Raw genomic sequence first — 12,584 nt, forward strand, 5'->3', positions numbered from 1 at the left:
TTATTTCTTATCAGTGTAACCGTCAGAGAAAACGTGCTCCAGCCCAAAAAAACGTTACAATTGCCGCCCATTACTGAAAACCACAGTAAAGCGAGGTTTTATGCGTACCGTTTTGAACATTCTGAACTTTGTGCTTGGCGGATTTGCCACCACTCTGGGCTGGCTGTTGGCAACCCTGGTCAGTATTGTGCTGATTTTTACCTTACCGCTGACACGATCCTGCTGGGAGATCACCAAACTGTCTCTGGTGCCTTACGGCAATGAGGCCATTCATGTCGATGAACTGAATCCGGCAGGTAAAAATGTACTGCTGAATACTGGCGGTACGGTACTGAATATTTTCTGGCTGATTTTCTTTGGCTGGTGGTTATGCCTGATGCACATTGCGACAGGTATCGCACAATGCATTTCCATCATTGGCATTCCGGTTGGCATTGCGAATTTTAAAATTGCCGCTATTGCACTGTGGCCAGTCGGTCGCCGCGTAGTTTCTGTGGAAACAGCTCGTGCTGCGCGTGAAGCCAATGCGCGACGTCGTTTTGAATAATCTAACATTATGGCTTTTATGCTAAGTCCTTTGCTCAAACGCTATACCTGGAACAGCGCCTGGCTGTATTACGCGCGTATTTTTATTGCGCTTTGTGGAACCACAGCGTTTCCGTGGTGGCTGGGTGATGTAAAACTGACGATTCCGCTGACACTGGGAATGGTGGCAGCGGCGCTAACCGATCTCGACGACCGACTGGCTGGGCGTCTGCGTAACCTCATCATTACGCTGTTCTGCTTTTTTATTGCCTCGGCCTCGGTAGAACTCCTTTTCCCCTGGCCCTGGTTATTTGCCATTGGCTTAACGCTCTCCACCAGCGGTTTCATTTTGCTTGGCGGTTTGGGTCAACGCTATGCAACAATCGCCTTTGGTGCGTTGCTGATCGCCATTTACACCATGCTGGGGACGTCTCTCTATGAGCACTGGTATCAGCAGCCGATGTATCTGCTTGCTGGTGCCGTCTGGTACAACGTTCTGACGCTTATTGGTCATCTACTGTTCCCTGTCCGCCCATTGCAGGACAATCTGGCGCGTTGCTATGAACAACTGGCGCGTTATCTGGAACTGAAATCACGCATGTTCGATCCTGATATAGAGGATGAAAGCCAGGCACCGCTGTACGATTTGGCTCTCGCCAACGGGCAACTGATGGCGACACTGAATCAGACGAAACTCTCGTTGCTGACTCGTTTACGCGGCGATCGTGGTCAGCGGGGGACACGTCGCACATTGCATTACTACTTTGTAGCGCAGGATATCCACGAGCGTGCCAGCTCTTCCCATATTCAGTATCAAACGTTGCGGGAACATTTTCGCCACAGTGACGTGCTGTTCCGTTTCCAGCGACTGATGTCAATGCAGGGACAGGCCTGCCAGCAACTGTCACGCTGTATTTTGCTGCGTCAGCCTTATCAACACGATCCGCATTTTGAACGCGCTTTTACGCATATTGATGCTGCGCTTGAGCGGATGCGCGATAACGGCGCGCCCGCCGATTTACTCAAAACACTGGGATTTTTGCTGAACAATTTACGTGCCATTGATGCCCAACTGGCAACAATTGAATCAGAACAGGCACAGGCGCTGCCCCATAATAATGACGAAAATGAACTCGCAGATGACAGCCCGCACGGGTTGAGCGATATCTGGCTGCGTCTTAGCCGTCACTTCACGCCGGAATCCGCCCTCTTCCGTCATGCGGTAAGAATGTCACTGGTCTTGTGCTTCGGCTACGCCATCATTCAGATAACCGGGATGCATCACGGGTATTGGATCTTGCTGACAAGTTTGTTTGTCTGCCAGCCAAACTATAACGCCACGCGCCACCGCCTGAAATTAAGGATTATTGGTACGCTGGTGGGTATTGCGATTGGCATTCCTGTGCTGTGGTTTGTGCCGTCACTGGAAGGGCAACTGGTGCTGCTGGTCATTACCGGTGTTCTCTTTTTTGCCTTCCGTAACGTGCAATACGCTCATGCAACGATGTTCATTACGCTTCTGGTGCTACTGTGCTTTAACTTGCTGGGTGAAGGTTTTGAAGTGGCATTGCCTCGCGTAATCGATACGCTAATCGGATGTGCCATTGCATGGGCAGCGGTAAGTTACATCTGGCCAGACTGGCGGTTTCGTAATCTGCCCCGAATGCTTGAGCGCGCAACCGATGCCAACTGCCGTTATCTCGATGCTATTCTCGAACAATACCACCAGGGGCGCGATAACCGTCTGGCATATCGTATTGCTCGTCGCGATGCACACAATCGTGATGCAGAGCTGGCGTCGGTGGTGTCGAATATGTCCAGCGAACCGAATGTCACACCGCAAATTCGCGAGGACGCGTTCCGGTTACTCTGCCTTAACCATACGTTTACCAGTTACATTTCTGCCCTCGGAGCACACCGTGAGCAGTTAACTAACCCTGAAATTCTGGCGTTTCTTGATGACGCAGTTTGCTATGTGGATGACGCGTTACATCATCAACCTGCTGATGAAGAACGCGTCAATCAGGCATTAGCTGGCCTGAAACAACAGATGCAGCAACTTGAACCACGGGCAGACAGCAAAGAACCTCTGGTTGTACAGCAAGTCGGATTATTGATTGCATTACTACCAGAAATTGGTCGTCTGCAGCGCAGAATTACTCAAGTTCCGCAGGAAACTCCTGTTTCGGCGTAAGAGAATCTGCCCATTCTGCAAGCTCCTGGCGGCGTGCCACCGGGAGCGCAGCTTCATGAATACCGAGAATTGCGCCTTCAAGCATAAATAAGATTTTTTCTGTCACCAGACTGTTTTGTTGCCGCAGTCGCAGCCAACACATTTTCGCCCCAAGAATACGTAACGCCCGTACATCCTTAATCCCCACTTCCCCGAGAATAGCCTCAAGATGGTAAGACATATTGGGTAAATCTTTCAGCCGTTGCCGGATATTGCGCGTACTTTTCTCTTGAAGCGCGGCGTCCAGAGAAAATTTCGACAGGCGCACCAGCTTTTGTTGATTTCGCCATAGGCTTTCATCGACCCGGTAGTAATTGAGGGTAACAAACCGCCCACACTTTTTATATGTCAGCCATACTGGCGGATGTTTTACACAGTATTGTGCACTTTGTTCACAAGCCCGAAGATACAACTCGCCATCAGAAACCATTGCAAATACCGTGTCATCAACGGTCAGACTGTAACTACCAAACAATGATCGGTATTCAATGGTGCCCAGCGTAGCCAGGTATTCTTGTGACTTATAGATCCGCTTATAAGAGAGGCTTTTCATAAAATTCCTTTTAAAATCATAATATAAAAGAATGATTCACATTAACGGATCCGTTAAATACGAAAATAGGCAACTTATTATCAAGGGGCAAGATTAATTTAAGTTTTCAGGTCACGAACGACAAAATTTGCGAGGCTCTTTCCGAAATTAGGGTTGATCTTTGATGCCACTGGATGTACTGTATATTCATACAGTAACTCACAGGGCTGGATTGATTATGTACACTTCAGGCTATGCACATCGTTCTTCGTTGTTCTCATCCGCAGCAAGCAAAATTGCGCGTGTCTCCACGGAAAACACTACAGCCGGGCTAATTAGTGAAGTTGTCTATCGCGAAGATCAGCCCATGATGACGCAACTGCTGCTTTTGCCATTGTTGCAGCAACTCGGTCAGCAATCACGTTGGCAACTATGGTTAACACCAAAACAAAAACTGAGTCGTGAATGGGTTCAGGCTGCTGGGCTACCTTTAACGAAAGTGATGCAGATAAACCAGCTTTCCCCTTGCCACACGGTGGAATCAATGGTTCGCGCTTTACGCACGGGAAATTACAGCGTGGTGATCGGTTGGTTAGCAGATGATCTGACAGAAGAAGAACATGCAGAGCTTGTGGATGCCGCTAATGAAGGTAACGCAATGGGGTTTATTATGCGTCCAGTAAGCACAACCTCTCACGCCACGAGACAACTTTCCGGGGTAAAGATTCACTCTAATTTGTATCATTAAGTAAATTTAGGATTAATCCTGGAACTTTTTTTATCGCCCGTCTGATGATTTCACTCATGGCTAACTTTCCCTGCGGAGGCTTGTCTGAAGCGGTTTCCGCGATTTTATGCTGTAAAGTGTCGTTAACAAAAAAGGTTAAACGCGCCTTATACAAATCTTTTTTTTCATATGCCTGACGGAGTTCACACTTGTAAGTTTTCAACTACGTTGTAGACTTTACATCGCCAGGGGTGCTCGGCATAAGCCGAAGATATCGGTAGAGTTAATATTGAGCAGATCCCCGGTGAAGGATTTAACCGTGTTATCTCGTTGGAGATATTCATGGCGTATTTTGGATGATAACGAGGCGCAAAAAATGAAAAAGACAGCTATCGCGATTGCAGTGGCACTGGCTGGTTTCGCTACCGTAGCGCAGGCCGCTCCGAAAGATAACACCTGGTACACTGGTGCTAAACTGGGCTGGTCCCAGTACCATGACACTGGTTTCATTCCTAACAATGGTCCGACCCACGAAAACCAACTGGGTGCAGGTGCTTTTGGTGGTTACCAGGTTAACCCGTATGTTGGCTTTGAAATGGGTTACGACTGGTTAGGTCGTATGCCGTACAAAGGCGACAACATCAATGGCGCATACAAAGCTCAGGGCGTTCAGCTGACCGCTAAACTGGGTTACCCAATCACTGACGATCTGGACATCTACACTCGTCTGGGTGGTATGGTATGGCGTGCAGACACCAAGGCTAATGTACCTGGTGGCGCATCCTATAAAGACCACGACACCGGCGTTTCTCCGGTATTCGCAGGTGGTGTTGAGTACGCGATCACTCCTGAAATCGCTACCCGTCTGGAATACCAGTGGACCAACAACATCGGTGACGCACACACCATCGGTACTCGTCCGGACAACGGTCTGCTGAGCCTGGGTGTTTCCTACCGTTTCGGTCAGGGCGAAGCAGCTCCGGTAGTTGCTCCGGCTCCGGCTCCAGCTCCGGAAGTACAGACCAAGCACTTCACTCTGAAGTCTGACGTTCTGTTCAACTTCAACAAAGCAACCCTGAAACCGGAAGGTCAGGCTGCTCTGGATCAGCTGTACAGCCAGCTGAGCAACCTGGATCCGAAAGACGGTTCCGTAGTTGTTCTGGGTTACACTGACCGCATCGGTTCTGATGCTTACAACCAGGGTCTGTCCGAGCGTCGTGCTCAGTCCGTCGTTGATTACCTGATCTCTAAAGGTATCCCGTCTGACAAGATCTCCGCACGTGGTATGGGCGAATCCAACCCGGTTACCGGCAACACCTGTGACAACGTGAAACAACGCGCTGCACTGATTGACTGCCTGGCTCCGGATCGTCGCGTAGAGATCGAAGTTAAAGGCATCAAAGACGTTGTAACTCAGCCGCAGGCTTAAGTTCTCGTCTGGTAAAAAAACCCCGCTTCATGCGGGGTTTTTTTCGTCTTCAGTAAAATAAATAACCCTGGCAAGTTATTCCTTTCCGAGTAAAGCCTGCAAATCCTGCTTCAAAGAAGACATTTTATTTGCATATTTCTCTTTGTTTTCCGCATCTTCTATCAGCTGGACAATCGTTTCGGAAAGTGTTTTACCGCGCCGCTGTGCAAGACCAGCCAGCCGTTGCCAGACAATAAATTCCAGATCGATTGATTTCTTACGCGTGTACTGATGTTCCGCATTAAAATGGCGTTTCCGTCTGGCTCGAATAGTCTGCTTCATGCGATTGACCAGCTCTGGATTCATATGCTTGTCAATCCAGCCATTTACCAGCACGGGTTCATTTTCCAGCGATAGCAACACGTCAACGGCTTCCTGGGCGGCACTGGCTTCTACGTAACGGGTAATTAGCTCCCCTTCACGGTGTTTCTTCACCAGATACTTCCATTTCCAACCGCTTTCCAGATTTTCAAGTTGTTGATATTTCATAGCGATCTCAATGTTACCGTGTAACTCTTTACAGAATATCAGTTTTTTAACTGTGTGATGAAAAGAATCTCCATCCTGTGAGCTTTAACGCCCATGCAAGGAGTATTGTCGGTGCTTTCTACGTGTGCTGCAGTGCCGGTTACGGTATAATCGCGGCTTTGACAACAGACTAAAAAACATCAACTTTGACCATTACGAAACTTGCATGGCGTGACCTGGTTCCTGATACCGATAGCTATCAGGAAATATTTGCTCAGCCACATTTGATTGACGAAAACGATCCTTTATTCAGTGATACTCAACCGCGACTGCAATTTGCGCTGGAGCAGCTGCTGCATACGCGAGCATCCTCCTCTTTTATGCTGGCAAAGGCCCCGGAAGAGTCTGAGTATCTGAATCTTATTGCCGATGCCGCACGTGCGCTACAAAGCGATGCAGGCCAACTGGTGGGTGGTCACTATGAGGTTTCCGGCCACACCATTCGCTTAAGTAACGCAGTGAGCGTAGATGATAATTTTGCGACTTTAACGCAGGTTGTCGCTGCCGACTGGGTAGAAGCGGAACAACTCTTTGGCTGCCTGCGCCAGTTTAATGGCGACATTACCTTGCAGCCAGGCCTGGTGCATCAGGCAAATGGCGGTATTCTCATCATCTCTTTGCGTACTCTGCTGGCGCAACCTCTGCTGTGGATGCGGCTGAAAAACATCGTTAACCGCGAGCGTTTTGACTGGGTAGCGTTTGATGAGTCGCGCCCTCTCCCCGTCTCTGTGCCTTCGATGCCACTGAAGCTGAAAGTCATTCTGGTAGGCGAACGCGAATCATTGGCTGATTTCCAGGAGATGGAGCCAGAGCTTTCTGAGCAGGCTATTTATAGCGAATTTGAAGATACTCTGCAGATTGTCGATGCGGAGTCAGTAAACCAGTGGTGTCGCTGGGTGACATTTACCGCCAGACATAACCACTTACCTGCTCCGGGAGCGGATGCCTGGCCGGTACTTATCCGCGAAGCAGCACGCTACACCGGTGAACAAGAAACACTGCCGCTTAGCCCGCAGTGGATCCTCCGCCAGTGTAAAGAGGTCGCATCCTTGTGCGAAGGCAATAGCTTTACCGGCGAGCAGCTAAACTTAATGCTACAACAACGGGAATGGCGCGAAGGCTTCCTTGCCGAACGAATGCAGGATGAGATCCTTCAGGAGCAGATCCTGATTGAAACCGAAGGCGAACGCATCGGGCAAATCAATGCCCTTTCGGTCATTGAATTTCCGGGTCATCCACGCGCTTTTGGCGAACCTTCTCGCATTAGCTGCGTTGTGCATATTGGTGATGGCGAATTTACCGATATCGAACGCAAGGCCGAGCTTGGCGGCAACATACACGCTAAAGGGATGATGATCATGCAGGCGTTCCTGATGTCGGAGCTTCAGCTTGAGCAACAGATCCCTTTCTCAGCATCGCTGACGTTTGAGCAGTCATATAGCGAAGTGGACGGCGATAGCGCCTCGATGGCGGAACTCTGCGCCCTGATAAGTGCCCTTGCCGATGTGCCGGTGAATCAGAGTATCGCTATCACAGGTTCAGTCGATCAGTTCGGTCGCGCCCAGCCGGTCGGTGGTTTGAATGAGAAAATCGAAGGCTTCTTTGCTATTTGTCAGCAACGTGAGTTAACGGGGAAACAAGGTGTCATTATCCCCACCGCTAACGTTCGCCATTTAAGTCTTCACAGTGAACTGGTGAAAGCGGTAGAGGAAGGCAAATTCACCATCTGGGCAGTAGACGATGTGACTGACGCACTGCCTTTATTATTAAATCTTGTGTGGGATGGTGAAGGCCAGACAACGCTGATGCAAACTATCCAGGAACGTATTGCGCAAGCATCGCAACAGGAAGGACGTCACCGTTTTCCATGGCCATTACGTTGGCTGAACTGGTTTATTCCGAACTGATCGGACTTGTTCAGCGTACACGTGTTAGCTATCCTGCGTGCTTCACTAAAATAAGGCTTACAGAGAACATGGTAGATAAACGCGAATCCTATACAAAAGAAGACCTTCTTGCCTCTGGTCGCGGAGAACTGTTTGGCGCTAAAGGCCCGCAATTGCCAGCACCAAACATGCTGATGATGGATCGAGTGGTCAAAATGACCGAGACCGGTGGTAACTTCGACAAAGGCTATGTCGAAGCAGAACTGGATATCAATCCAGACCTATGGTTCTTCGGCTGCCACTTCATCGGCGATCCGGTAATGCCGGGATGTCTGGGTCTGGATGCGATGTGGCAGCTGGTAGGGTTCTACCTTGGCTGGCTGGGCGGCGAAGGTAAAGGCCGCGCACTGGGTGTAGGCGAAGTGAAGTTCACTGGTCAGGTTCTACCTACCGCGAAAAAAGTGACCTACCGTATTCACTTTAAACGCATTGTTAACCGTCGCTTGATCATGGGTCTGGCAGACGGCGAAGTACTGGTAGATGGTCGTCTGATCTACACCGCCAGCGACCTGAAAGTCGGTCTGTTCCAGGATACTTCTGCATTCTGATTTAAATCAGGCTACATATTAAAGGCGAAACCTCCGCATTGCGGAGGTTTCTTTTTAAAGAGACAGAATCAGGCCATTACTACCCTGTCCGCCATGGCTTCTCGCCAGCCTCCCAGCCATTGTGACCTTTGATTCAGCGTCTGATAGGGACACATTTCTTTTGAGCGTCCGGCGATGCCGGCCTGATAACCACGTTGATGTGCCCGTTCCAGGCGATCTCGTTTTTGTCTCTTCATGCCTCGTTTCCCTCATACTGGTTTCTGGTGGAAAAGAAAACAGTGATTACTAAATGTGCAATCACAGTTAAGCAATACCGCGAATCATAACTGCCGTCAATGCGCAAAATTCACGCCACTGTCATATTTGTGAGCCACACGGGCATGTTGGTTGTACAAAAAATGTGAAGCGGAACAAGTTTTTCTCGGTGAATTAAACAAAAAAACCGCCTCAGGCTACATGCCGGAGACGGTTATATTTACAAATATTTATAATTAAGGTAGACGCTTTATCTCTTGCGCAATAGCAGCGGCTTCCTGACTCCAGACACTGGCCAGCACTTTGACCATTTCATCGTAGCCATCCTGATTTTGCACCCCTTCCAGACGGAACGGTCGTTTGATCAATTGTCCCTGGTGATTCAACAACCACTCGCCGCTGACAATGACCTTGCCATCATAGCGACCGTTAAACTCCGTTACGGTTACGTTGAGCGTGTCCTGTGCGCTTCCCAGAGGCTGGGAGGCAACCACCCAACCGGGGAGTTGCGTACTCAGATTCGCCACCAGGGTGTTGCGCAACTGTTGATCCAGCGGGCTGGCCCACAGGTTGTTGTTGGCAATCACATACTTCACATCACTGGTCTGATAAACCACCCCATTCCCCGCCAGATAGTCTGGAACAACGACTTGCTCTACCCATAACAGGCGATTGCCCTGGCTGGCGGTACTTTGCGTACCGCTCTGCACAACAGGTAACTGGTAATAGTTTTTATTGATCTCGCCGGAGCTGCATCCGGCCAGCCACAGTGCCGCAATCGTCACTAGCCACTTTTTCATTGTTTCGCCCTCTTCGGCTCTGGATCTTTTTTGTCCTTCGCTTCAAATACCAGCGCGTTACTCTTCTCGTTAAGCGTTTTCAGCACCGGTTGCAGTTCACGCAACACCTGATCAAGCCGCTGCATATCCGCTACCATCTTGTTGTAGGCTGCGGAGCCTGGCTGGAAGCCCTGCATACTGCGATTCAGCTCACGCAACGTTGACTGCATATCCGTTGGCAACTGCTGCATCGACTGGCTGGCGAGGATCTTGTTCATACTATCCAGCGTCGTTTGCAGGTTTTTCATCGTGCGCTGGCTTTCAGACAGCGTACTGGTCGCCTGCTCAATCATCGGATTCAACGGCAGCTTGTTGATCTTATCTAATGCTTCCATCAGACGTTGCTGGATTTGCGCCAGACCGCCGCTAACGGTCGGGATAATCTGATAACCATTAAATTCACGAATACCGGTTATTGCAGGCGTATTTGGATAGAAATCGAGATCAACATAGAGCGCACCAGTGACCAGATTTCCGGTCTTCAGCGATCCGCGCAAGCCACGTTTCAACAACTCTCCAAGGTGCTTAACGACATCCGCATTTTCGCCAAGCTGCATTTTCAGCCGTTCCGGTTCGATGCGTATGAGTACCGGAATACGGTAATCATCATTAAATGTCTGACGCATATTCGGCGCAAAGAAAGGAACTTTACTTACTGTACCCAGGCGAATACCCCGGAATTCTACCGGAGCGCCAGGCTGCAGGCCACGTACCGAATCTTTAAAGAACATCAGATAGTCAATGTGATCGGTGTATAGCGAATCCTGAATGCTCTTCTGGTCGTCATACAAAACGAATGCGGTTTTCGGCGCAACAGGCTGCCCTAAATCCAGACCTTCAGGCACGTCAAAGCTGACGCCGCCGCTGAGTAGCGTTGTCAACGATCCCATCTCTACGCGCATTCCCGCTGACGTCAGATCAACCGCAATGCCACTATCTTTCCAGAAGCGAACATTGCCGGTCACCAACCGGTCATAAGGTGCATTGATAAACAGTTGATAGCTGATATTGCGTTTTTGCGTATCGAAGGTGCTGGTTTCAACCGAACCTACCCGATAGCCACGGAACAGCACCGGATCTCCCGGCGAGAGTTGTCCGGCTTTTTTGCTATCAAGAATCACACGAATACCTTTCGCATCAGGCGGTGCCAGCGGTGGCGAATCGAGCAAATCATAACTTGCCTGTTTGCTGCCTTTCGCCCCCGGTTGCAGTTCGATATACACACCGGAAAGCAGTGTGCCCAGGCCGCTAATACCTTCTCGACCTATCTGCGGTTTTACCACCCAGAAGACGGTATCTTTATGCAGCAGCTTCTCCATACCGGCGTTCAGGCGCGCTTTGATTTCAACGTGCGTCAAATCATCGGCTAGCGTTGCGCTCTCGACCACGCCGACGTCAACACTACGGCTTTTAATGGTAGTCTTGCCGCCCTCAATCCCTTCCGCATTCGCGGTGATCAGGGTAACTTCCGGTCCCTGATGGCTGTAATGATAAAAAAGAACCCACGCCCCTATAAGCGCCGTGACGATAGGAAATATCCACACGGGAGACCAGTTCTTCACTTTCTGGATTTTGGCTTCCCCATTATTAGATTCCATACTGTCAGGACTCCTCATGCACTGATTCAGGTTGACGATCCCACGACAAGCGTGGATCAAACGTCATTGCAGAAAACATTGTCATTATGACGACTAAAGCAAACATTAACGCACCCATTGCAGGATAAATACTCATTAAACCTCCCATACGCACCAGCGCCGAGAGCACCGCAATCACGAAAACGTCAATCATCGACCAGCGGCCTACAAACTCAACAACTTCATAAATCAAATGCATTCTTTCGCTGTCACGCTTGCCGTGCCCTTTGGCATCCCAGCACAACCATGCGATGGCGATCATCTTTAACGTTGGCACCATGATACTGGCTAAAAAGATAACTGCAGCAACAGGATAAGAGCCTTCACTCCACAACAGGATGACCCCGGCGAGAATCGTTGACGGCATCTTAGAGCCTAATAAATCAGTCACCATGATGGGTAAAAGATTAGCCGGGAGATACAGCATGATGGACGTAACAAGCAGCGCCAGCGTCCATTGCAGGCTATTTCTGCGCCGAACGTATCCTTTCGTACCGCAACGTGGACACACCGTTTCATCGGCGGGAAGGATCGCCGTACAGCAAGAGCAAGAGCGCAATCCTTGTCGGATACCCGTAATGCCCGGTTTTAACGGCTTAAGTAGCTCTGGCATCGGCGCGATATCATCCCACAACCAGCGACGATCAACGCACTGGAAGGCGCGCAGTTGCAGCACACAAAATAAACACCAGGGGAGAAAACTGCTGCCCACACCAATACTGCCGTAGGCCATCAGTTTGACGAAACTGACCAGCACACCCGCGAGGAAAATCTCTGCCATTCCCCAGGTTTTGAGTTGAAAGAGCACCCGTGCCAGTTGCTCTTTCAGACGTACCGGTAATTCGGCGCGATTCACCAGAAGCAGTATGGTAACCAGGCAAAATGCAGGAACCAGTTGCACAAACAACAAGAAAAAAGTGCCGAGGCTGGCGTAGTCCTCAGAAAACAGCACGCCCGGAATTTCCAGTAATGTAATTTCACTGGTAACTCCTGCGACGTTCATATTCACAAAAGGGAATAAGTTGGACAGCAACAGCATGAACAGTGCGGCCAACGCATAGGCGGTAGGACGCTGCCGGGGCGCGTCCCACGCAACGGTTAACGTTGTGCCACACCGAGGACATGCCGCTTTCTGACCATGCTCAAGGTGGGGTAATGCCACCAGCATGTCACACTGCGAGCACAAGATATGCTTCGCGGCATGATGATGTTCGCACATTGGTACTCCTTAATGATGCGCTATTCTACAGATTGCTGACAAAGTGTCCTTTTTTCATGCCGGATGCAGCATTGGTGCCTTTACCGGTCTGAGAGAATACAAATGATTTCCCCCATGCCTGATAAGC

At 49.8% G+C, this 12,584-nt stretch carries 12 protein-coding genes; 6 read left to right on the forward strand and 6 right to left on the reverse strand.

Going from position 1 to position 12,584, the window contains the following annotated elements:
- Window positions 1-100 precede the first annotated feature (100 nt).
- Together LG381_RS18265 and yccS are read left to right on the forward strand one after the other, a co-directional pair.
- The gene (locus LG381_RS18265) at window positions 101-547 is read left to right on the forward strand and encodes a YccF domain-containing protein (RefSeq protein WP_001261238.1); all 447 of its coding nucleotides are present in this window, start codon (window positions 101-103) and stop codon (window positions 545-547) included.
- 9 nt (window positions 548-556) lie between these two features.
- Entirely contained in the window at window positions 557-2,719 is a 2,163-nt protein-coding gene (yccS, locus tag LG381_RS18270) for a YccS family putative transporter (RefSeq protein ID WP_222679839.1), read from the forward strand.
- Here the strand turns inward: yccS and sxy are convergent.
- Window positions 2,682-3,311: a CRP-S regulon transcriptional coactivator Sxy gene (gene sxy / locus LG381_RS18275; RefSeq protein ID WP_000839139.1), complete on the reverse strand. Its 630-nt coding sequence runs from the start codon at window positions 3,309-3,311 to the stop codon at window positions 2,682-2,684. The two genes, yccS and sxy, sit on opposite strands and share 38 nt — an antisense overlap.
- 217 nt (window positions 3,312-3,528) lie before the next feature.
- Between sxy and sulA the strand changes: the two genes are divergently transcribed.
- Window positions 3,529-4,038, forward strand: a complete 510-nt coding sequence (sulA, locus tag LG381_RS18280; protein ID WP_000288697.1) for an SOS-induced cell division inhibitor SulA — start codon at window positions 3,529-3,531, stop codon at window positions 4,036-4,038.
- A gap of 355 nt (window positions 4,039-4,393) precedes the next feature.
- A complete protein-coding gene (ompA, locus tag LG381_RS18285; protein WP_024165063.1) occupies window positions 4,394-5,446 on the forward strand; it encodes a porin OmpA in 1,053 nt (350 codons plus the stop codon).
- A gap of 75 nt (window positions 5,447-5,521) precedes the next feature.
- On the opposite strand, the gene matP is transcribed toward ompA, so the two are convergent.
- Window positions 5,522-5,974, reverse strand: coding sequence for a macrodomain Ter protein MatP (matP, locus tag LG381_RS18290; RefSeq protein WP_000877169.1), 453 nt, complete (start codon window positions 5,972-5,974; stop codon window positions 5,522-5,524).
- Window positions 5,975-6,159: 185 nt separating this feature from the next.
- Here matP and LG381_RS18295 point away from each other — a divergent pair, with 185 nt between their 5' ends.
- Both LG381_RS18295 and fabA read left to right on the forward strand, forming a co-directional pair.
- Complete coding sequence (locus LG381_RS18295) at window positions 6,160-7,920, forward strand: Lon protease family protein (RefSeq protein ID WP_032225471.1); 1,761 nt, start codon at window positions 6,160-6,162, stop codon at window positions 7,918-7,920.
- A 68-nt stretch (window positions 7,921-7,988) separates the two neighbouring features.
- On the forward strand, window positions 7,989-8,507 hold the full coding sequence (fabA, locus tag LG381_RS18300; RefSeq protein WP_000227927.1) for a bifunctional 3-hydroxydecanoyl-ACP dehydratase/trans-2-decenoyl-ACP isomerase: 519 nt from the start codon (window positions 7,989-7,991) through the stop codon (window positions 8,505-8,507).
- 68 nt (window positions 8,508-8,575) lie between these two features.
- On the opposite strand, the gene rmf is transcribed toward fabA, so the two are convergent.
- The 4 genes from rmf to pqiA all read right to left on the reverse strand — a co-directional run bounded on the left by rmf (window position 8,576) and on the right by pqiA (window position 12,457).
- A complete protein-coding gene (gene rmf, locus LG381_RS18305; RefSeq protein WP_000828648.1) occupies window positions 8,576-8,743 on the reverse strand; it encodes a ribosome modulation factor in 168 nt (55 codons plus the stop codon).
- A 255-nt stretch (window positions 8,744-8,998) separates the two neighbouring features.
- A complete protein-coding gene (gene pqiC, locus LG381_RS18310; RefSeq protein ID WP_000759125.1) occupies window positions 8,999-9,562 on the reverse strand; it encodes a membrane integrity-associated transporter subunit PqiC in 564 nt (187 codons plus the stop codon).
- Entirely contained in the window at window positions 9,559-11,199 is a 1,641-nt protein-coding gene (gene pqiB, locus LG381_RS18315; protein WP_000445527.1) for an intermembrane transport protein PqiB, read from the reverse strand. The genes pqiC and pqiB overlap by 4 nt, the downstream gene beginning before the upstream one ends.
- Before the next feature lie 4 nt (window positions 11,200-11,203).
- Window positions 11,204-12,457: a membrane integrity-associated transporter subunit PqiA gene (gene pqiA, locus LG381_RS18320; RefSeq protein ID WP_105289665.1), complete on the reverse strand. Its 1,254-nt coding sequence runs from the start codon at window positions 12,455-12,457 to the stop codon at window positions 11,204-11,206.
- Window positions 12,458-12,584: the final 127 nt, after the last annotated feature.

The organism is Escherichia sp. Marseille-Q3837 (assembly GCF_916618735.1).
GTDB lineage: Bacteria > Pseudomonadota > Gammaproteobacteria > Enterobacterales > Enterobacteriaceae > Escherichia > Escherichia ruysiae.